Raw genomic sequence first — 19,370 nt, 5'->3', positions numbered from 1 at the left:
TGCCTCTCCGGCCGCGTCAGGAATCCGTCATGAGGGCTTGGCGGATGTTCAGCCGCACATATGGAACCCGCCGCCGGGCAGCGGCACCAGGTCCAGGATTCCCAGAACTTCGAAGTCTTCGCCCAGCGGCCGCAGCACCAGCGTCGCGCCCTCCGGAAAGGCGCGCCCGCCGACCGACTCGCCGGCCACCATGATGGCGGGCGTCCGGTGGCCGACCAGGACGCGGTTGCCGCCGGGCGGGACGGGGGCGGAGAAAAGCCGCCTGTGCTCGGCCAGCACCCAGGCCAGGCGGCCGCCGGAATAGTCGTCCGCCAGAAGCCTGTTAGTCACCGCAACGTGTTCCGTACCGAAGGCGAGTTCGGCGGTATCCCGCGCCCGGAACACCGGGCCCGCCAGCACCGGCCGGCTGACGGGAATGCCCAATTCAGCCAGGGCAGGCCCGATCCGCGCCGCCTGCGCCCGGCCTACCGGCCCGATGTTGCGTTGCCCGGCGCGGTCGCCGATGCGGAAGCTGCGGTCGCAAGGCTCGCCGCGCGTGTCAGCATGGCGGAAGAACATCACCAGCCCGCCGCCGCGCAGCGCCTCGACCAGCGCCAAACCCTCGGGGCTGTCGACACGCCGCGGCACCAGGCGCTGCTGGGCGGCCGCCGGACCCGAGGCCACCAGCGCCGCCAGTAGGGCGCGTCGCTTAAAGGCCAAGGATCGCCTCCACCACCTCCTGCACCTCCAGCGCCTCCCGCAGCGTCGCCAAATCCTGCGGCTGCCCGCGCGTCAGGGCCGCCAGCTTGTCGAGCTGCCCGCGCAGCACCATCGGCCGCATCCGCTCATTCGGCAGCGCGTCGGGCGCCGGGCGGAAGGCGCCGTCCGCCTCCAGCCGTTCCGCCAGCGACCAGTCACGCAGGCGGATGCTGCCCGCCGCACCGTCCAGCCGCCATTCATTCGCCTCGTCGCGGTCGGTCCCGCCGACCCGGCCCTCCACCGTCACCGGCACGCCGCCCGCCAGCAGCCGCGCGCGCACCGCCGTCTCCGCGCCGTCGCCGGGCGGGAAGGTGGCGTCGCGTTCCAGCAATTGCAGCGGGCCGAGTTGCCGGCGCGTCAGGAACAGGAAGTGGGACAGCACCTCCCGCGTGAAGCCACCCTCCGCCCGCTTCGCAAGCCAGCCGGCCGCACCCTGCTGCCAGCCGCGCGGCCAAGTGGCGAATTCCGCGCGGATGCCCAGCGCGCGCGGCGCGCCGAGGCCCGCACGCCAGGCGCCTAGCTGCGCGACGGCCGGAGAGGACGCCATCGGGAAGTTCACCGCTGCCCGCGCCCCGCTGGCCTCCGCCGCCGCCACGAAGCTGCGCGCCGCAGCGAGGTCCGCCGCCAGTGGCTTTTCCAGGAAGGCGGCGCGCCCGGCGGCAAAGGCCGCGCCGGCGTGGTCCAGGTGAGAGCTGGGCGGGGAGGCGACGTACAGCGCCTCGCAGGCCGCGATCACCGCCGCCGGGCTGTCGAGCATCGGCAGTCCCGGCGCCACCTCCGCCAGCCGCGCGGCGGCGGCCGGGGAGGGGTCCCACACCGCGACCGGCCGGATCACCGCCTGGTCATGCGCCAGAGCCGCGCGCAGCAGGCGTTCCCCCATGATGCCGAAACCGACGATGCCGAGCGTGACCGCCATGCTGCGCTTCCCTGATTGCCGCAGGCGGTTTAGCCGGTGGCGCCGCGCCGTCCACCCCACAGTACCAGCAGCGACACCACCGCGAGCAACCCACAGCCCACCAGGAAGGGCAGCACCCAGCTTCCGGTGGCGGACACAGTCCAGGCGAAGGCGGCAGGCGCCGTCAGGTAGCCCAGGAAGCACAGCAGGATGGCGCCGGAAGATGCCTCCGCCACCCGGTCCGGCGGCGAAACGCGAGCAACCTCCGCCAGGAAGATCCCGTTCCAGCTTGCCGCGGTGAAGCCCGACGCCATGGCCAACAGCAGCCCGAGCCAGCCCGGCGCGCCCGGCCCGGCCAGCACCCAGGCGGCCGAAAGCGCCGCCGCCACCAGCCCGTGCACCGCCAGGCTGCGCGTCGCATCGCCCAGCCTGTCCGCCGCCCACCCCAGCACCAGCCGCCCGACGACGCCGGCCAGCTGCATCGCGGCGAACAGGCCGCCGGCCGCAGTCAGGCTGGCGCCATGTTCCTGCACAAGCCAGGTCACGGTGAAGCTGAACAGGCTGCCCTGCAACGCGGCGAAGGCGAAGGCCTGCAAGGTCAGCCGTGGCAGCACGGGATGCATCCGCAACGCCGCCAGCGGCGCGCCGAGCCGCTTCAGCGCGAAGGCCTCCCGCAGCGGCCGCGCGGGGTCACGCTCGGCATCCAGCGTGGCGCGCATCGGCTGGATCGCGACGGCGCAGGCGAGCGCCACGACGATGCCCACCAGCAGCGCTGCCTGCCAGCCATACAGCGCCGCAATGGGCGCTGCGATGAAGCCGGCCAGTGCGCCGCCCGCCGGGGCGCCGGCCTGCTTGACGGAGAAGATCAGCACCCGGTGCCGCGGCGGGGCGGTGGCCTGCAGGATGCGGCTGCCGGCCGGCCCGGTGGGGCCATAGCCCACGCCCATCAGCAGCGCCGCCAGCGGCAGCAGCCAGACCACTCCGCCGGCCGCCGCCGCCAAGGCCAGGCTGCCGAGCAGCGCACCCCCCTGCAGCATCCGCAACGGCCCGAAGCGCGCCACCAGCGGCGTGCCGAACAGCAGGAACAGGATCGCGCCCAGGGTATTCAGGCTGGAGAAATTGCCGATGCTCTCCGGCGGCAGACCGAGTTCCGCCGTCATCAGCGGCGCCACCACCGGCACCGCCTGGCTCAGGAAGGTGCCCACCGTCTGCATCAGCAGCGTGGCCGAAAGTGCCGCGACCCAGGGTCTCGGCATGGTCACCGGCCCGTGACGCGGAGCGTCAGTCAGCGCCGCAACCGGAGGTCCAGCCCCTTGGCTATCCAGCGCTGCTCGATGCCGTCCAGGTCCGTGATCCCCGAAGGCCGCGCCTTGGAGGGCTGGTCGCGCAGCCCCGGCGCGCGGTCGCGCAGCCAGATGCCGTAGAGCCGGCGCAACTCCACCAGCGGCAGCGCATGGTCATCGACGCGCAGCGAGAGGTCCGGAAAATCCTCCGTGGTGGTCAGCACCAGCGCCGCGGATTGGCGGCCGCGCCGGTCGCCGCCCGCCGCCTCCCCGGCATCCAGCGCCGCCAGCAGGCGTTCCGCCATCACAAGGTCCGGGTTCGCCACGAAGGCCGCATAGGTATCCGCCAGCACCGCCGGCCCGGCCAGCATGTTGCCGGCGAAGGAGACATGGGCGGAGGTTACGTCGCCGCACCACTCGACGCAGTTGCCACCCGTGTAGGCGGCGCTGCGCCCGTGCCGGTCCACCGCATGGACCTGCCGCAGGCCGCGCCCCTCGTCACCCGCCAGCGCCCCCTCGATGGCCGCCGCTGGCGAGAGGCCACGCGCCAAGCCGTCCAGCACCGCCGGCCCCAGGTACCGGTTGGTCATGGACTGCGTTGACACGGCGCCGACGCCGGACCGCACGAAGGGGCAGGAAGCGCCGACGGCGAAGGCGCAGGTGGTGACGGCCACCGCGAAGGCACCGGTTTCCGGGTCGTGGGCTACGATGGACCAGGTCATGGCAGGCTTTCCGATTCCCGAGGGCACCACACTAGATGGCCTTCCGCGGTTGCGCGCCAGTCCGCGCTGGGTCATTTTGCTTCCAATATCTCAAGGGAGGAACGAAACATGTCGTCCAAGCTGTTGCGTCGACACGTGCTGGTTGGTCTCGGCGCCCTCGCTGCCCCGGCGGTTTCCAGCGGCGCCGCGCGCGCGCAATCCCCATGGCCGGATCGCCCGATCCGCCTGATCGTGCCCTTCGGGGCCGGCGGCGCCATCGACACGCTGTCCCGCACCGTCGCCGCCAAGTTCCCCGAGGTCACTGGCGGCCAGACCCTGGTGGTGGAAAACCGCGCCGGGGCTGGCGGCACGATCGCCGGCGCCGTGGTGGCGCGGGAGAAGCCGGATGGCCTGACCCTGATGATGGCCGATGTCGGCGCCAATGCCATCGGCAAGGAGTTGATCCCGAGCCTGTCCTACGACCCGCCCACCGCCTTCACGCCCATCATCCACCTGGTCAACCTGCCCGCCGTCCTCATGGCGCATCCCAGTGTCACGGCGAAGGACATGCGGGAGGTGATCGCCCAGGCCAAGGCCCGGCCGGATGGCTTCACCTATTCCTCCGCCGGCAACGGCAATGGCAGCCACCTGTTCATGGCGCTGTTCCTGAAGGAGGCCGACATCAAGATGGTGCACGTGCCCTACCGCTCGGGCGCCGAGATGGTGACGGCGCTGATCCGCGGCGACGCGCAGTTTGGCTTCCCGACGGTCTCCTCCGGCATCGGCCAGATCCGCCAGGGCAATGCCCGTGCGCTCGGCATCGGCAATGCCAGTGGCACGCCGCTGCTGCCCGACGTGCCCGCTGTTTCCACCGTGCTGCCCGGCTTCGAGACCGCTGTGTGGCACGGTATCGTGGCGCCTGCCGGCATGGAGCCCGCCTTGGCGCAGCGGATCAACGAGGTGTTCGCCCGCATCGCCGCGATGCCGGACGTGAAGCAGCGCATCTTCGACACCCAGGCTGGTGCCGTGGTCGGCGGCAGCCCAGCCGATTTCGCGGCCCATATCGCCCGCGAGGTGGCGCGCTGGACGCCGATCATCCGCGAGGGCGGCATTGCCTCCGGCTGAGGCATGCCGCCGCCTGCTGGCGCCGGGGGCTCAGCCCTTGCGCGCCAGCAGCACGAAGGCCAGCGCGTGCTCCGGCCCTGCACGCCGGCCGAGCAGCCGCGATGCCTCGATGAATTCCGGGTCTTCCTCCAGCGCTGCCAGCCCCGGCGCGGCGCCCGGCAGCGCCCAGCCCGGGGACAGGAAGCACCCGTCGCTGCGAATCACGGCCAGCCCGGCGGCGCGCACCATGCCGGTCAGTTCCGCCACGTTGAAGCCGGCCTCCGGAATTGCCAGCCCGAGCCGGCGCTGTGCCCGCAGCGCCAGGCTGTCCCGGTTCGTCGCGCTGACCATCAGCCGCCCACCACGCGCCAGAACCCGTGAAATCTCCGCCAGCACGGCGGGCACATCGGCCAGCGTCTCCACCGTGTCGATCAGCAGCCCCGTGTCGAAGCTCGCCTCCTCGAAGGCCATCCGCGCCGCATCCATCCGGGTGAAGCCGAAGGCCCGCAGCCCGGCATGGCGCGCCTCCGCCGCCGCAATCGCGGCGGGCGAGATGTCGATGCCCGTCACCTGCGCGGCCTGCGGCAGCAGCGGCGCCAGCCGGCCGGCGCCGCAGCCGATATCCAGCACCGCCTCCCCCGTCGCCGGGCCGAGGTAGTCCACGATCAGTCGGTCCAGCTCCGCCTGGAACGCGTTCTCGCGCGCCACGCCTGGCCCGCCGCCGGGCAGCAGCCAGGGTCGCGGCGGCACGTCGCTGACGCGCGGGGGTGGCCGTGCCGTCCGAGGCGCCCGCGCCGGTGCCGCGACCAGGCGTGGGGTGGGGGGCGGCGCCACCGGCTCGGGCCGTGCCTCGGCCAGTTGCAGCACCGGCCCCGGCGCTGGCGGCAGCGCCCGGTAATTCACCTCGAAGGCGCGCACATGGTCGGTCTCGGTCAGGTCGGCGAGCCCAGAACCCTGCGCGAACACCACGAAGACGGCATTGGCGAAGACCGGTGCCGTCTGCACCACCAGCGCATCGAGGAAAGGGCGCGGCAGCCGGTCCAGCTCGCCCTTGTGGACCACGACCCAGGCGAAATCCGTCGGCGCCCGGCCGTCGACGGCATCGAAGCGCTCGGCGCGCGGAATCGCCCAGCGGAACGGGTCCGGCGCCACCACCCGGTCCGCGGGCGCCAGGCGGCCGCGCAGGAAGCGGGCGGTTTCCGCCCAGGCGGCGTCGTCATGCGGGAAGGACATGGAGGGTCGGGAGCCTGCCGTGATGCGCCGCCAGTGTTGCGGCGCATCAGGCTTCTATCAACCCGGGCAGTTGAGAAGGTCGGCCAACCTGGGGAAGCTGTCCGCCACGAAGTCCCAATCCTGCGCCGGCGCCAGGTCCTTGTCCTGCCCTGGGCCATGTTCGGTCGGCCTGGGGATGAAGGCGGTGCGGAACCCGGTCTTCCGCGCCGCCGCCAAGTCGCCGTTGTGCGCCGCCACCAGCATGCACTGCGCCGGTTCCAGCCCCAGCACCTCCGCCGTGCGCAGATAGGCGGCCGGGCTCGGCTTGAACGCCTGCGAAACCTCGGAGCCGAGGATCGCATCCCACGGCAGCCCGGCGCGCTTCGCCATGTTCAGCAGCAGCGCGATGTTGCCATTCGACAGCGGCGCGATGATGAAGCGGGCGCGCAGCCGGTGCAGCCCGGCCACGCTGTCCGGCCAGGGGTCGAGCCGGTGCCAGGCGCGATTCAGCGCATCCAGCTCCGCCCGGTCCAGGCGCGCCGGGTCGAGCCCGTGGTCGCGCAGCACCGCCTCCAGGTTTTCCCGGTGCAGCACGTCCAGCCGCACGAAGGGTCGCGCGCCGCTGCGCACCTGCTCCATCGCCGGCTGGTAGCGCCGGCGCCAGGCATCGGCGAAGCCCGCCGGGTCCACGCCCGGCAGGTGCTTCGCCAGGAACGGCGCCGCCTCCCGCGCCACGCCGCTGCGCCAGTCGACGACGGTGCCGAAGACGTCGAACAGCAGGGCCTTGATATCGCTCATTCGGCCGCCTTCGCCGGCAGGTTGCCCGCCGCCTCCGCCCATTTCCGGTCGAACTCCCACACGTCGGGGAAGCCCATCAGCTCGCACATGCGGGCGAAGCTGTAGGCGTCGTTGACGCCCATGTTGTTCGAATGCCCATCCGCCTTGAGCTGCCCATAGGCCTTGGTCAGCGCCGCGGCCACGGTCAGGAAGCCCACGGCCGGGTAGATCGCAATGCGGTAGCCCATGGCATGCAGCCGGTCCGCCGGCACGATCGGCGTGCGGCCGCCCTCGACCATGTTGGCGAAGAGCGGCTTCTTGATCTGCTTGCCGACCTCGGCCATCTCGGCCTCGCTTTCCGGGCTCTCGATGAAGATCACGTCGGCGCCGGCCTCCGCGAACATCTTGCCGCGCCGGATCGCTTCCTCCAGCCCCAGCGAAGTGCGCGAATCGGTGCGGGCGATGATGAGGAAATCCTCGCTGCGCCGCGTTTCCGCCGCGACGCGGATCTTCAGCGCCATCTCCTCCGCCGGGATCACCTTGCGACCCGGCGTGTGGCCGCACTTCTTGGGGACCTCCTGGTCCTCCATCTGGATCGCGGTGACGCCGGCATCCTCGTAGCCGCGCACGGTGTGGCGCACGTTCAGCAGCCCGCCATAGCCGGTATCCGCATCCGCGATCACCGGTGTCGTGCAGCCGCGCGCGATGGTGCCCATGCGGGACACCATGTCCGTATAGGTCGCGATGCCCGCATCCGGCAGCCCGAGATGCGAGGCCGTGACGCCGAACCCGGTCGCGTACAGCGCCTTGAACCCCATGCCGTCCGCCACCTTGGCGGAGATCATGTCGAACACCCCCGGGGCGAGGATAAATTCATCGGCGGCGAGCGCCTGCCGCAGGCTGGGATGTGCCATTTCGCAAAGATCCTTCAGGCATCGATGAGGAGGAAAGGCACCCCGGCGCGTTCGCCGATGGCGCGGATCTGCGCCTCCAGCGCCGCCGGGATGGGAATGCCGCCGGCCAGGCGTGCCGCGTGTTCGGCGCGCTCCGGGTCGCCCGGCACCAGCACCGGCTGCGCCGGGTCGGCGGCCGGCGTCGCGCGCAGCACGTCCACGGCCTGGTCGAGGTCCTGTTCGAAATCTCCCTCCGGCCGGAAGGCGGCGGGGTTCAGCGCCAGCATGAAGTGGCCAATATCGTCCGGGTCCTCCGGCCGCTGCGTCTTCACCCGGATCGGGGAGAAGGAGGCACCGGACAGCGTGGCGCCCAGGATATGCGCCATCAGCGCCAGGCCGTAGCCCTTGTGGCTCGCCATGTCCGGCGTGCCGCCCACCGGCGAAAGCCCGCCCTCGGCGCGCTCGAACACCTGCGCCACGGCGGCCGCGCCTTCGGTCACCGGCCGGCCCGCGCCATCCACCACCCAGCCCTCCGGGATCGGCTTGTTGCGCATGGCGCGCGACCGCACCTTGTTCGCCGCCGTTGTCGTCGTCGCCATGTCCAGCAACACCGGCGGGTGCCGCTGGCCGGGGGCGGCGAAGGCGATGGGGTTGGTGCCGAGCACGGGCATGGCGCCATGCGTCGGCACCATCGCCATGGTCCGCGTGCCGCTGGTCACCAACCCGACGCAGCCTTCCCGCGCCGCCAGCTTCACATACCAGCCCGCCGCGCCGAAATGGTGGCTGTTGCGCACCGCCACAGCACCCACCCCATGCTGCTTCGCACGCTTGATCGCCATGCGCATGGCGAAGGCCGCCGCCGGATGGCCGAGGCCCGCGCCGCCATCGACCAGCGCCACCGCGCCGCCATCGCGTTCGATGCGCGGGCGCGCGTTGAGCTTGACCTGCCCCGCCCGGCGCATCGCTTCGTAGCTCGCCAGCATGCCGATGCCGTGGCTGTCGACGCCCGAGAGGTCGGTGTCCACCATCACCTCGGCGGTTTCCGTCGCCAGGTCCCCCGGCATGCCCCAGGCTTTAAGGATCGCCAGGATCTGCGCCCGTACGCTGTCCGCCGTCGCCCGCATGGTCTGCTGCTTCCCCCGAGCCCATTTGCGCAAGGGGTGGACCGGGCGCGGCGCGGCGTCAATCGGGCTGGACGCAGCCTCTTCGCATGAACCCGCAATGACCGCCGCGTCACGCAATCCTTGAATCCGCCGGCCCGACCCTGCCACCATTGCGCGAGGAGGGCCGGGCTGTTGCCCGCGCCACCGGGAGGAACAACACCATGACCATCGCCATCATCCTGCACCGCAAGGGCACGACGGTGATTTCGGTCGGCGCCAGTGACGACGTCGGCAGCGTGGCGCGCGTGCTTGCGGAAAATCGCATCGGTGCCGCGCTGGTCCGCGATTCCGCGGGCGACGTGCTCGGTATCGTCAGCGAACGCGACATCGTGCGCGTCGTCGGCGAACACGGCGCCGCCGCCGTCACCATGCCGGTGGCGGAGTTGATGACCCGCGCGCTGCACACCGTCACGCCACGCACCCGCATTCCCGAGGCGCTGGCCTTGATGACCGACCGCCGCGTGCGTCACTTGCCGGTGATGGCGGAGGATGGCAGCCTCGCCGGGATGGTCTCGATCGGCGACCTGGTGAAGGCACGGATCGAGGAAGCGGTGCACGAGGCCGAGGAATTGCGGCACTACGTCGAAAGCGCGGGGTGATCCAGATGCGGCGTGTCCTGTTGGCGAGTGTCTTCTGCCTTGGGTCGCTGGGGGCAGGGGCACAGAACCTGACCGTGGCGACCGCCGCGCCGCCCACCTCCGTCGATCCGCATTTCTACAACGCCGCGCCGAACTTCGCCCTCTCGATGCATATCTTCGACCGCCTGGTGGAACGCGACGCGGAGGTGAAGACCTACCCCGGCCTCGCCGCGTCCTGGGAGGCGGTGGCGCCCACCATCTGGGAGTTCAGGCTGCGCCCCGGCGTCACCTGGCATGACGGCCAGCCCTTCACAGCGGAGGATGTGGCGTTTTCCGCCGCCCGCCCGCCACTGGTTCCGAACTCGCCGGCCAGCTTCAGCCCCTTCGTCCGTGCCATCCAGCGCACCGAAATCGTCGATGCGATGACCGTGCGCTTCCACACCGCTGCACCGCATCCTCTGCTGCCGGTGGAACTCGGCTCCATCGCCATCGTCGCCAAGCATGCGGTGGAGGGCCGCGGGACGGAGGATTTCAATTCCGGCCGCGCTGCCATCGGCACCGGCCCCTTCCGCATCACCGCCTCCACCCCCGGCGACCGCTTCGAACTGACGCGCAATCCCGCCTGGTTCGGCGACCGCCTGCCATGGGAACGGGTGACCTACCGCATCATCGCCAACGACGCCGCGCGCGTCTCCGCCCTGCTCGCGGGTGACGTCGACCTGATCGACCAGGTGCCGTCCAGCGACCTCGCCCGCCTGAAGCGGGATTCACGCGTGAGCGTGGCGGAGGTGCAGGGCCTGCGCCTGATCTTCATCGCCTTCGACCGGTCCCGCCGCGGCGCCCCGCCGCAGGTGACGGACAATGACGGAAGGCCGCTGGAGGCGAACCCCTTCGACGATGTCCGCGTCCGCCGCGCGCTGAACATCTCGGTCAACCGCGACGCGCTGGTGGAGCGGGTGATGGAGGGTGCCGCCGCCCCCGCCGGCCAGTGGATGCCCGCCGGCACCACCACCCATGCGCCGGAGGTGCCGGTGCCCGACTTCGACCCGGAGGGCGCGCGCCGCCTGCTGGCGGAGGCCGGCTTCCCGCAGGGCTTCCGGATGACCCTGTACACGCCGAACGACCGCTACCCGAACGATGCCCGCACCGCGCAGGCGGTGGCGCAGATGTGGACCCGGATCGGCGTGCGCACCGCGGTGGAGGCGCAGCCCTGGTCCGCCTATTCAGCCCGGTCCGCCCGCCAGGAATACCCGATTCGCTTGGCCGGCTGGGGCAGCAGCACCGGGGAGGCGGGCAGCTTCCTGATCAGCGTGCTCGGCACCTTCAACCGCGCGGCGCAGCGCGGCGCCGCCAATGCGGCGCGCTATTCCAACCCGGAACTTGACGCGCTGACCGACCGCGCGGCGACGCTGCTGCAACTGGAAGACCGTGCCGCCGTGCTGCGCCAGGCAATTCGCTTGGCAACCGATGACGTCGCGATGGTGCCGCTGTTCAACATCTCCAACAGCTGGGCGACCCGCCGCGGGCTGGTGCATGAGCCGCGGATGGATGAGCGCACCGTTGCGATGGGCACGCGACCGGCGAGGTAAGGGGTTGCCGCGAGCGGCACGGTGAGGGGTTGCCGCGAGCGGCACGGTGAGGGCTTGCCGTGGCTGGGCTTTGGAGGCGATGCTGAACCACGGAGATCAACATCCGGGGGACAGCTTCACCATGATCAATCGCCGCCACCTCCTTGCCGCCACCGGCGCCGCCCTTGCCATGCCCGCGCTGACGCGAGGCGCCGCGGCGCAGACGCGCTGGCAGATGGCCACGCCCTATGCCGACGGCAATTTCCACACCCGCAACATCCGCCAGATGCTGACCGACATCGAGGCCGCGACCAGCGGCCGCCTCGGCATCCAGCTGCACTCCAACGGCGCGCTGCTGCCGATGCCGCAGATCAAGCGCGGCGTGCAGACCGGCCAAGTGCAGGCCGGCGAGATCCTGCTGACCGCCTATTCGAACGAGGACGTGTTCTTCGACGCGGACGCGATCCCGCAACTCGTCACCAATTTCGCGCAGGCCAAGAAGCTGGCCGATCTGCAGAAGCCGTATATCGAGACGCGGCTCGCCCGCCAGGGCCTCAGCCTGCTGTACATGGTGCCGTGGCCGCCGGCGGGCCTGTATGCGCAGAACCCGATCCCGACGCTGGAAGGCCTGCGCGGCCTGCGCTTCCGCACCTTCAGCCCGGCGACCAACCGCTTCGCCGCCCTGGTCGGCGCGCAGCCCACCCTGGTGCAGTCGGCCGAACTCGCGCAGGCCTTCGCCACCGGCGTGGTGCAGGCGCAGATCACCTCCGCCGCCACCGGCGTCGACACCGCCGCCTGGGACTACGCAAAGGTGTTCACCCCGCTCGGCTTCTCGATGACCAAGAACGCCGTGCTTGTGTCCCGCCGCGCGCTGGAAGCGCTGTCTGCCGCCGACCAGGCCGCGGTCCGCGCCGCCGCCGCGACCGCCGAGACGCGCGGCTATGAACTGAGCGCGGAGGCGCAGCGCAGCACGGAGGCGACGCTCGGCCAGCGCGGCATGCAGATCGTCCCGCCGACCGAGGATTTCCTCGCCGGCCTGCGCCGCGTCAGCGCGACGATGACGGATGAGTGGGTGGCCCGCGCCGGGGCCGACGGCGCCAAGCTGATCGCGGACTACAAGGCCTGACTCTAGGCCCTCTCCCCCTGCGGGGGAGAGGGTACACTGCGTGCCTTGCCCGGGAGGAAGCCAACGATGCCCATCACCCGCCGCGCCGCGCTTGCCGGCGCCTGCATGCTGCCCGGCCTGCGCCCCGCCTTCGCCCAGGCCGCCCGCTGGCAGGCTGCGACCGGCTTCGCCGAGGGCAACTACCACACGCGCAATCTGCGCAGCTTCATCGATGCGGTCGCGGCCGAGACCCAGGGTGCCGTTCAGGTGCAACTGCACGCCAATGGCAGCCTGATGCCGCAGCCGCAGATCAAGCGGGGCGTGCAGACCGGCCAAGCGCAGATCGGCGAAATCCTGCTCGCCGCCTACGGCAACGAGGATCCGTTCTTCGAGGCCGATGCCGTGCCCGGACTGGTCCGCAACCTGGAGGACGCCCGCCGCCTGGCCAATGTGCAGGCGCCCTTCATCGAGGCGCGGCTGGCCCGGCAGGGCCTGATGCTGCTTTACTTGGCGCCCTGGCCGCAGGTCGCGATCACCGCCAACCAGAACCTGACAGATCCGGCGCAGCTTCGCGGCCTGCGCATCCGCAGCTACTCGCCCATCTCGTCACGCCTCGCGAGCCTGCTCGGCGCGCAGCCGACTCTGATCGTGGCGCCGGAAGTGCCGCAGGCCTTTGCCGCCGGCCTGATCCAGGCGCAGCTCACGACGGCGCCGGTCGCGGCGGACACCGCGGTGTGGGACTATTCCCGCTTCTTCATCAAGGCTGCCATCGCCACCTCGAAGAACGCCGTCTTCGTCAACCGCCGCGCCTTCGAGAGCCTGCCGGAGGCGCAACGCAACGCCGTTCTCGCCGCCGCCACCGCAGCCGGCGAACGCGGCTGGCGCCTGGCGGCGGAGGCGGAAGCCGAGGCCGAGGCCCGCATGGCGGCACGCGGCGTGCAGGTGGTGGAGGCACCCGCCGTGGTGGTGGAGGCGATCCGCGCCGCCGGCCATACCATGATCGAGGACTGGGCCACCCGCGCCGGGGCGGACGGACGGCGGATGCTGGATCAATATCGCGCAGCGCAGGGCTGAGTCCGCCCGCGCCTTGGGCAATCCTGCGCCTGTCGCCCGTCACGGCGGCCCGAAGCTGCTTTCGCCCGGGCGCGTCGCGCGCTTTCATGCCTGTTATCCAGAAGGGGCCGCGCCGCCATGACCCATCCTGCTGTTTCCTCCGACCGCCGGGCCCGATCCTGATGCGGCGTGGCCTGGACCTGCTGTATCTCGCCGGCGGCATTGCCGGAGCGTTGTCGCTGTTCGCGATCTTCGGCCTGATCGCCTCGCAGGTCATCGGCCGTCAGTTCGGCGCGAACCTGGAGGGTGTGGACGACCTGACCGCCTTCGCCGTCGCGGGCTCCGCCCTGCTGCCGCTGGCCTATGCGTTCCGCCACGGCGCGCATATCCGGGTCGACCTCATCATCGGCCACCTGAAGGGCCGGGCTCGCTTCGTGATGGAATCGGTGGCGCTGGCTCTCAGCGCCGGGCTTGCCCTGTTCCTCGGCTGGTCGGTCGCCGATCTCGCCTATGATTCTTGGCAGTTCGAGGACGTCGCCCAAGGTACCGTCCCCTGGCTGCTCTGGGTACCGCAGGGTGCCTGCGCCCTCGGCTGCGTGCTGTTTGCGGTGGCGCTGCTGGACGACCTGGTGGTCCACCTCGCCGGCGGTACGCCCTCCTATCGCCGCGCCGCCGAACTTTCCGCCGTTGAACGCGCAGCCGGGGAAATCTGAACATGGATCTCGCGCAGACGGAGGCCGGGCTGCTGCTGCTCGGCGTGCTGTTCCTCATCCTGGGCCTTGGCGTCTGGATCGGCCTCGGCCTGTTGATGACCGGCCTGGTCGGCGTGGTGGCGATGCCCATGCTGATGTCCGGCATGGCCAGCTTCCCGGCCGACAAGGTGCTGGGCAGCGCGGTCTGGGGATCGCTCGCAAGCTGGACCCTGGCGGCGCTGCCGCTGTTCATCTGGATGGGGGAGATCCTGTTCCGCACCCGCCTGTCGGATGACATGTTCCGTGGCCTGGCCCCCTGGGTGCAGTGGCTGCCGGGGCGGCTGATGCATGTGAACGTGATCGGCTGCGGCATCTTCGCCGCGGTGTCCGGCTCCTCCGCCGCCACCTCCGCCACCATCGGCAAGATGTCGCTGCCGGCGCTGACCAAGCGCGGCTACCACGTGCCGATGGCCGTCGGTTCGCTCGCCGGCGCCGGCACGCTCGGCCTGCTGATCCCGCCCTCGATCGTGATGATCGTCTATGGCGTGGCGGCGGAGGTTTCGATCGTCCGGCTTTTCATCGCGGGACTGGTGCCCGGGCTGCTGCTGATGCTGCTGTTCAGCGGCTACATCGCCATCTGGTCGCTGCTGAACCCGAAGCTGGTGCCGCCGGCCGACCCGCCGATGCCGTTCCGCGAAAAGCTGCGCGTCAGCGGCCAGTTGATCCCGGTGCTGCTGCTGATCGGCTTCGTCATGGGCAGCATCTACTTCGGATGGGCGACGGCAACCGAGGCCGCGGCCTTCGGCGTCGCCGGAGCGCTGGCCCTGTCCGCCTTCGGCGGTACGCTCACCCGGTCCTCCTTCGTCGCCAGCTTGATGGGCGCCGTGCGCCTGGCCTGCATGATCAACCTGATCCTGGCGGGCGCCGCCTTCCTGACCAAGGCGATGGCCTATTCCGGAATCCCGGCCGCGATGGCCACCTGGGTCGGCAGCCAGGGCTTCAGCCCGTTCATGATCATCGCCGTGCTGACGCTGATCTACCTGGTGCTCGGGTGCTTCATCGACGGCATCAGCATGATCGTGCTGACCGCGAGTGTCGTGCTGCCGATCATCGCGCAAACCGGCTTCGACCTGATCTGGTTCGGCATCTTCGTGGTGTTGGTGGTGGAGATGGCGCAGATCACGCCGCCGGTCGGCTTCAACCTGTTCGTGCTGCAGGGGCTGACAGGGCGGCCGATGATGACGGTGGCCCGTAACACCCTGCCGTTCTTCTTCCTGCTGGTTGCGGCGGTGGCGCTGGTAACGCTGTTCCCGAGCCTCGTCACCTTCCTGCCCAACACGATGATGGGAAGCTGATCCGGACGTGAAAAAGGCCGGGGGTTGCCCCCCGGCCCGATACGCCGTGCGCTGGGATCAGCGGCGCGGCATGCCCGTCGCGCCGCCGCCCGAACCGCCCGTGCCGCCGGTGCCCGGATCGGCATCCGTCGCCCGGCCGCTCCGCTCCAGCGGGCCACCGGCCGCGCTGGGCGAGGCGGACACGCCCGGGCCGCGCGGCATGCCGGTGGAGCCACCACCGGAGCCACCCGTGCCGCCGGTTCCCGGATCGGCGCCCGTCGCCGCGCCACGCCGCTCCTGGTCGGTCGTCGGCGTCGTGCCGCCGTAGTTCGGGCTCTGCGGCGAGCGGATATTGCCACCCGAGCCGCCCGTACCGCCGGTGCCCGGATCGGCGTCCGTCGCGACGCCACTACGGTCCGGGCTGGTCGACATCTGGCTGGTCTGCGTCCCGCCGACCATGCCGCCGCCCATATAGGCGCCGTTGCGGTTGGAGGCGCCGCGCATGCTCTGCCCGCCGCTGACGTTCAGCGCGGCCAGGGTCGCCTGGTCGAGGCGGCCGGTCGCCGTCAGGTTGTTGGATTGCTGGAACTCGCGCACCGCACGGCTTGTCCGCGGGCCCATCACGCCGTCTGCCTGGCCCACATCGTAGCCGCGGGAATTCAGCGCGCTCTGTGCCTGGCGGGTCGTGCTGGCGCCGTAGGACGCGCCGCTGCGGCCTTCGCGCAGGCCCGGGACCCGGGTCTCAGGATCGTTCCAGACCGGCCGGCCCAGGTTCACGTCGCTCGGGCTGGTGGTGGCACCGGTCACGGCGCCGACGCCGCCGCCGATCGCAGCCCCGGCGAGCACGCCAGGAGGTCCACCCAGGGCGCCGATGCCCGCGCCCGTCGCCGCACCAGCCGCCGCGCCACCTGTTGTGCGCTCCTGCGGATCAGTCCCGCAGGCCGCAACCATCAGGCCGAGGGCGGCAGCGCTCAGCAGTCTTGTCTTGGCATTCATGGCTTCGCTCCTTCCGTTGCTGCCGTCCAGGTCGATCAGCCTCGCGACGATCCGACCAGGGTGGCTCATGGAGGGGCAACGCTTCGAGGGCTGAAATGGTTGCGACGGAGGGAGCGTGCCGCCTTCACGAGGCGTCGCTGTCGCTGCCGCTCCGCGCCCGGGTGACCAGCCCCAACACCGCCGCGATGACGGCGGCGACCACCGCCACGCCAATCAGGGCCAGCGAGATTCCAAGCTGCAGCACTCGCGCGACAAGCGCCAGCGCCGTCAGCGCCACGGCGATTCCAACCACCCATTTCAGCATCGTCTGGCCATCTCCGGCTGCGTATCACAAGGCAGCGCACCGAGGCGGCCAGCGTTCCGTTCAGTTCACCCGGCTCAGTTCACCCGGCCGAGCATCCCGCGCAGGATCACCTGCGCCTGGATCTCCGCCGCCCCCTCGAAGATCGACAGGATGCGCGCGTCGCACAGCACGCGGCTGATCGGGTACTCGACCGCATAGCCGTTGCCGCCATGGATCTGCAGCGCGCAATCCGCATTGGACCAGGCGACGCGCGCCGCCAGCAGCTTCGCCATGCCGGCCTCGATGTCGCAGCGACGGTCGGCATCCTTCTGTCGCGCCGCGAAATAGGTGAGCTGCCGCGCCATCATCGTCTCCGCCACCATCCAGGCAAGCTTGCCCGAGACGCGCGGAAAATGCTGGATCGCCTTGCCGAACTGCTTGCGGTCCCGCGCATAATTCGCGCCGAGCTCGATCGCGTTGCGGGCAACGCCGAGCGCCCGCGCGGCGGTCTGGATGCGGGCGCTCTCGAAGGTTTCCATCAACTGCTTGAAGCCGCGCCCCTCGACGCCGCCGAGAAGGTTGGCGACCGGAACCTCGAAGCCGTCGAAGGTGATTTCGTATTCCTTCATGCCGCGATAGCCGAGCACCTCGATCTCGGTGCCCGCCATGCCGGCGGCGGGGAAGGGGTTGTCGTCCGTGCCGCGCGGCTTCTCCGCGAGCAGCATCGAAAGCCCCTGGTAGCCGGGCGCGCCGGATTCCGTGCGCACGAGCAGCGTCATCAGGTCGGACCGCGCGCCATGTGTGATCCAGGTCTTCGCGCCATACACCTTATAGGTGTCGCCGTCCCGCACCGCGCGGGTGCGCAGGCTGCCGAGGTCCGAGCCGGTGTCCGGTTCGGTGAACACCGCCGTCGGCAGGATTTCGCCGGAGGCGATGCCGGGCAGGAACTTCGCCTGTTGTTCGGGCGTGCCGCCAAGCCGGATCAGCTCCGCCGCGATTTCCGACCGCGTGCCGAGCGAGCCGCAGCCGATATAGGCCCCCGACAACGCTTCCGACACCAGGCACATCGCCACCTTGCCGAGGCCAAGCCCGCCATGCGCTTCCGGCACGGTCAGGCCGAACACGCCCATCTCGGCGAGCTTCTGCACGACGGGCATTGGGATCAGCTCGTCCTTGCGGTGCCAGTCCTGCGCGAAGGGGGCGATCTCGGCGGCGGCGAAGCGCAGGAACTCCGCCTGCGTCGCCTCCAGCATCTCATCCTCCAGATGGTCGGCGCCAAGCCGGCCCTCGCTGGCCTCCGCCGCCAGCAGCGTGCGCGCGGCCTCCAGCGCCGGCAGGTCGGACAGCGCCGCGATGGCGGGTTCGGCGGCGAAGCGCGCGACCGCGGCCGCTGGCACGCCCATGTCGGAAGGCCGCACCATTTCCGCCTGGCTCATCGGGATGCCGCCGGCCAGCTGCGCCATGTATTCCGCGAAGCCGAGCCGGAGAATGCCCTGCTCCAGCGGGCCGAAGCGCCCGGCCTGGTCCAGCCGCTGCGCCCAGCGCAACGTCTCCCGCAGCGCGGCGACATAAGTGGCCTGCCAGGCGAGGCCATGGCCGGCGAGCTGGTGCCGCTCCAGCAGCGGCGCGTCGACCTTGCCGGCGGGGGCAAGTAGCGTGGCGATGGCGCGGCGGGTTTCCTCATGCAGCCGCTCCGCGGCGGCCAGCGCCGCGCCGGCATGGCCGAACAGGTCGCGCGCGGTGCCGGTGGTGGCGACGATCTGGTCCATGTCAGTGTCCTCCGGGGCCGGCGACGGTGCCGGCATCATGCAGCTTGCCGATGGCAGAGGTGGTGAGACCGAGCACCTCCGCCAGCACCCGATCGGTATCTTCGCCCAGACGCGGGGCCGGCGCCGCCGGCGCATTTTCCGAGATGCCCAGCGGCACGCGCGGCGCCAGGATGCGCCCGACTCCGGCCTGCTCGATCTCCGAAAACATCGGATTGGCCGTGGAGCAGCGCGCATCCTCCCGCACCAGCTGGGCGAAATCCTGGTAGGGGCCCCACAGCACGCCGGTGCCGGCGAAGGCCGCCCCGATCTCGGCCAGCGTGTGCCGGGCGAACCACGGCGCCAGCACGGCATTGATGGCGTGCCGCGCCTCGAACCGCCCGCCCTCGTCGTTGAGGTCCACGTCGAGCATCGGCCCGATCATCGCGATCTTCCCGGCCAGGCCCGTGGCTTTGCCGACCGCCGCCCATTGCCGGTTGGAGATGGCGCAGACCATCACCCGGCGGCCATCCTTCGTTGGGAAATCCCGGCCCCAGGCGCCGTACAGATCGTTGCCCATCGCCGGCCGCACCGCATCGTTCACCTGCACATCGGCGACGTAGCCGAGCGTCGCGACGGAGGCGAGCATTACGTCGGACAGGGCCAGCGTCACCTCCCGCCCCTTGCCGTCCCGCCGCCGCGCGCGTTCCGCCGCCAGCAGGCCGGTCGACAGATAAAGCCCCGCGGCGATGTCCCATGCCGGCAGCACGTGGTTCACGGGTTCTCCGCCGGTGCCCGTCGCCATCGGGAAGCCGCTGGCGCAGTTCACGGTATAATCCACGGCGCCGGAGCCATCATGGTTGCCGGTCAGCCGCAGCATGATGAGGTCGGCACGGTCTTTCGACAGCGCCTCATGGCTCATCCAGCCGCTGGCCGGCAGGTTCGTCAGCAGGATGCCGGCATTCTCGCCTTCCGCGCAGATCAGCGCGCGGGCGATCTCGCGCCCCTCCGGCTTGTGCAGCGCCAGCGCGACGCTGCGCTTAGACTTGTTCAGGCCGGTCCAGTAGAGGCTGGTGCCGGACGGCGCGAGGGGCCAACGGCGGTAGTCGATGTTGCCGCCGATCGGGTCGATGCGGATCACCTCCGCCCCCATCTGCGCCAGCGTCATGCCGCCGATCGGCGCCGCGATGAAGGCCGAGACTTCGACCACGCGCAGGTCGCTCAGAATGCCGGTCATGCGAGTCTCCCAG

General features: G+C 71.1%; 19 protein-coding genes. 7 read left to right on the top strand and 12 right to left on the bottom strand.

The genetic code is table 11. The features are described from left to right. Positions 1–48: 48 nt before the first annotated feature. The 4 genes from ACLF3G_RS03925 to ACLF3G_RS03910 are packed head-to-tail and all read right to left on the bottom strand — an operon-like array spanning position 49 to position 3,638. Entirely contained in the window at positions 49–699 is a 651-nt protein-coding gene (locus ACLF3G_RS03925) for a hypothetical protein (protein WP_430668012.1), read from the bottom strand. After that, complete coding sequence (locus ACLF3G_RS03920; protein WP_430668011.1) at positions 689–1,654, bottom strand: Gfo/Idh/MocA family oxidoreductase; 966 nt, start codon at positions 1,652–1,654, stop codon at positions 689–691. The genes ACLF3G_RS03925 and ACLF3G_RS03920 overlap by 11 nt, the downstream gene beginning before the upstream one ends. A gap of 29 nt (positions 1,655–1,683) precedes the next feature. Further along, complete coding sequence (locus ACLF3G_RS03915) at positions 1,684–2,889, bottom strand: MFS transporter (RefSeq protein ID WP_430668010.1); 1,206 nt, start codon at positions 2,887–2,889, stop codon at positions 1,684–1,686. Positions 2,890–2,918: 29 nt separating this feature from the next. Then, positions 2,919–3,638, bottom strand: coding sequence for a DUF1028 domain-containing protein (locus tag ACLF3G_RS03910; RefSeq protein ID WP_430668009.1), 720 nt, complete (start codon positions 3,636–3,638; stop codon positions 2,919–2,921). A gap of 108 nt (positions 3,639–3,746) precedes the next feature. Between ACLF3G_RS03910 and ACLF3G_RS03905 the strand changes: the two genes are divergently transcribed. Continuing rightward, entirely contained in the window at positions 3,747–4,742 is a 996-nt protein-coding gene (locus tag ACLF3G_RS03905; protein WP_430668008.1) for a Bug family tripartite tricarboxylate transporter substrate binding protein, read from the top strand. A gap of 30 nt (positions 4,743–4,772) precedes the next feature. Here the strand turns inward: ACLF3G_RS03905 and ACLF3G_RS03900 are convergent, their stop codons facing one another. The 4 genes from ACLF3G_RS03900 to ACLF3G_RS03885 are packed head-to-tail and all read right to left on the bottom strand — an operon-like array spanning position 4,773 to position 8,727. Continuing rightward, positions 4,773–5,954 (bottom strand): class I SAM-dependent methyltransferase, encoded by a 1,182-nt coding sequence (locus ACLF3G_RS03900; RefSeq protein WP_430668007.1) that lies wholly within the window; start codon positions 5,952–5,954, stop codon positions 4,773–4,775. A gap of 57 nt (positions 5,955–6,011) precedes the next feature. Continuing rightward, positions 6,012–6,731, bottom strand: a complete 720-nt coding sequence (locus ACLF3G_RS03895; protein ID WP_430668006.1) for a haloacid dehalogenase type II — start codon at positions 6,729–6,731, stop codon at positions 6,012–6,014. After that, positions 6,728–7,624, bottom strand: a complete 897-nt coding sequence (locus ACLF3G_RS03890) for an isocitrate lyase/PEP mutase family protein (RefSeq protein WP_430668005.1) — start codon at positions 7,622–7,624, stop codon at positions 6,728–6,730. Before ACLF3G_RS03890 ends, ACLF3G_RS03895 begins: the two co-directional genes overlap by 4 nt. Before the next feature lie 14 nt (positions 7,625–7,638). Next, positions 7,639–8,727 carry an Ldh family oxidoreductase gene (locus ACLF3G_RS03885; protein ID WP_430668004.1) on the bottom strand — a complete coding sequence of 363 codons (1,089 nt, stop codon included), beginning with the start codon at positions 8,725–8,727 and terminating at the stop codon, positions 7,639–7,641. Positions 8,728–8,927: 200 nt separating this feature from the next. Here ACLF3G_RS03885 and ACLF3G_RS03880 point away from each other — a divergent pair, with 200 nt between their 5' ends. The 6 genes from ACLF3G_RS03880 (at position 8,928) to ACLF3G_RS03855 (ending at position 15,117) form a co-directional block, all read left to right on the top strand. Further along, a complete protein-coding gene (locus ACLF3G_RS03880) occupies positions 8,928–9,365 on the top strand; it encodes a CBS domain-containing protein (RefSeq protein WP_430668003.1) in 438 nt (145 codons plus the stop codon). 5 nt (positions 9,366–9,370) lie between these two features. After that, positions 9,371–10,933: an ABC transporter substrate-binding protein gene (locus ACLF3G_RS03875; protein ID WP_430668002.1), complete on the top strand. Its 1,563-nt coding sequence runs from the start codon at positions 9,371–9,373 to the stop codon at positions 10,931–10,933. 121 nt (positions 10,934–11,054) lie between these two features. Further along, positions 11,055–12,038: a TRAP transporter substrate-binding protein gene (locus ACLF3G_RS03870; RefSeq protein WP_430668001.1), complete on the top strand. Its 984-nt coding sequence runs from the start codon at positions 11,055–11,057 to the stop codon at positions 12,036–12,038. Positions 12,039–12,104: 66 nt separating this feature from the next. Continuing rightward, positions 12,105–13,091 (top strand): TRAP transporter substrate-binding protein DctP, encoded by a 987-nt coding sequence (dctP, locus tag ACLF3G_RS03865; protein WP_430668000.1) that lies wholly within the window; start codon positions 12,105–12,107, stop codon positions 13,089–13,091. Positions 13,092–13,252: 161 nt separating this feature from the next. Further along, positions 13,253–13,783: a TRAP transporter small permease gene (locus ACLF3G_RS03860; protein WP_430667999.1), complete on the top strand. Its 531-nt coding sequence runs from the start codon at positions 13,253–13,255 to the stop codon at positions 13,781–13,783. Between the two features lie 2 nt (positions 13,784–13,785). Beyond that, positions 13,786–15,117 carry a TRAP transporter large permease gene (locus tag ACLF3G_RS03855; RefSeq protein ID WP_430667998.1) on the top strand — a complete coding sequence of 444 codons (1,332 nt, stop codon included), beginning with the start codon at positions 13,786–13,788 and terminating at the stop codon, positions 15,115–15,117. A gap of 57 nt (positions 15,118–15,174) precedes the next feature. Here ACLF3G_RS03855 and ACLF3G_RS03850 read toward each other — a convergent pair whose 3' ends face one another. The 4 genes from ACLF3G_RS03850 to ACLF3G_RS03835 form a co-directional block, all read right to left on the bottom strand. After that, the gene (locus tag ACLF3G_RS03850; protein ID WP_430667997.1) at positions 15,175–16,092 is read right to left on the bottom strand and encodes a peptidoglycan-binding domain-containing protein; all 918 of its coding nucleotides are present in this window, start codon (positions 16,090–16,092) and stop codon (positions 15,175–15,177) included. Positions 16,093–16,216: 124 nt separating this feature from the next. Next, entirely contained in the window at positions 16,217–16,396 is a 180-nt protein-coding gene (locus ACLF3G_RS03845; protein WP_430667996.1) for a hypothetical protein, read from the bottom strand. A gap of 74 nt (positions 16,397–16,470) precedes the next feature. Then, positions 16,471–18,144 carry an acyl-CoA dehydrogenase family protein gene (locus ACLF3G_RS03840; RefSeq protein WP_430667995.1) on the bottom strand — a complete coding sequence of 558 codons (1,674 nt, stop codon included), beginning with the start codon at positions 18,142–18,144 and terminating at the stop codon, positions 16,471–16,473. Between the two features lies 1 nt (position 18,145). Continuing rightward, positions 18,146–19,357 (bottom strand): CoA transferase, encoded by a 1,212-nt coding sequence (locus ACLF3G_RS03835; RefSeq protein ID WP_430667994.1) that lies wholly within the window; start codon positions 19,355–19,357, stop codon positions 18,146–18,148. Positions 19,358–19,370 lie beyond the last annotated feature (13 nt).

The organism is Falsiroseomonas sp. HC035 (genome assembly GCF_050563525.1).
Taxonomy (GTDB): domain Bacteria; phylum Pseudomonadota; class Alphaproteobacteria; order Acetobacterales; family Acetobacteraceae; genus Falsiroseomonas.
This window is presented reverse-complemented; position numbering and strand designations above follow the sequence as displayed.

Coding starts and splice junctions, on each gene's coding strand:
- ACLF3G_RS03920 (WP_430668011.1), bottom strand. CDS start 1,654: ATGGCGGTCACGCTCGGCATCGTCGGTTTCGGCATCATGGGGGAACGC.
- ACLF3G_RS03915 (WP_430668010.1), bottom strand. CDS start 2,889: ATGCCGAGACCCTGGGTCGCGGCACTTTCGGCCACGCTGCTGATGCAG.
- ACLF3G_RS03910 (WP_430668009.1), bottom strand. CDS start 3,638: ATGACCTGGTCCATCGTAGCCCACGACCCGGAAACCGGTGCCTTCGCG.
- ACLF3G_RS03905 (WP_430668008.1), top strand. CDS start 3,747: ATGTCGTCCAAGCTGTTGCGTCGACACGTGCTGGTTGGTCTCGGCGCC.
- ACLF3G_RS03900 (WP_430668007.1), bottom strand. CDS start 5,954: ATGTCCTTCCCGCATGACGACGCCGCCTGGGCGGAAACCGCCCGCTTC.
- ACLF3G_RS03895 (WP_430668006.1), bottom strand. CDS start 6,731: ATGAGCGATATCAAGGCCCTGCTGTTCGACGTCTTCGGCACCGTCGTC.
- ACLF3G_RS03890 (WP_430668005.1), bottom strand. CDS start 7,624: ATGGCACATCCCAGCCTGCGGCAGGCGCTCGCCGCCGATGAATTTATC.
- ACLF3G_RS03885 (WP_430668004.1), bottom strand. CDS start 8,727: ATGCGGGCGACGGCGGACAGCGTACGGGCGCAGATCCTGGCGATCCTT.
- ACLF3G_RS03880 (WP_430668003.1), top strand. CDS start 8,928: ATGACCATCGCCATCATCCTGCACCGCAAGGGCACGACGGTGATTTCG.
- ACLF3G_RS03875 (WP_430668002.1), top strand. CDS start 9,371: ATGCGGCGTGTCCTGTTGGCGAGTGTCTTCTGCCTTGGGTCGCTGGGG.
- ACLF3G_RS03870 (WP_430668001.1), top strand. CDS start 11,055: ATGATCAATCGCCGCCACCTCCTTGCCGCCACCGGCGCCGCCCTTGCC.
- dctP (WP_430668000.1), top strand. CDS start 12,105: ATGCCCATCACCCGCCGCGCCGCGCTTGCCGGCGCCTGCATGCTGCCC.
- ACLF3G_RS03860 (WP_430667999.1), top strand. CDS start 13,253: ATGCGGCGTGGCCTGGACCTGCTGTATCTCGCCGGCGGCATTGCCGGA.
- ACLF3G_RS03855 (WP_430667998.1), top strand. CDS start 13,786: ATGGATCTCGCGCAGACGGAGGCCGGGCTGCTGCTGCTCGGCGTGCTG.
- ACLF3G_RS03850 (WP_430667997.1), bottom strand. CDS start 16,092: ATGAATGCCAAGACAAGACTGCTGAGCGCTGCCGCCCTCGGCCTGATG.
- ACLF3G_RS03845 (WP_430667996.1), bottom strand. CDS start 16,396: ATGCTGAAATGGGTGGTTGGAATCGCCGTGGCGCTGACGGCGCTGGCG.
- ACLF3G_RS03840 (WP_430667995.1), bottom strand. CDS start 18,144: ATGGACCAGATCGTCGCCACCACCGGCACCGCGCGCGACCTGTTCGGC.
- ACLF3G_RS03835 (WP_430667994.1), bottom strand. CDS start 19,357: ATGACCGGCATTCTGAGCGACCTGCGCGTGGTCGAAGTCTCGGCCTTC.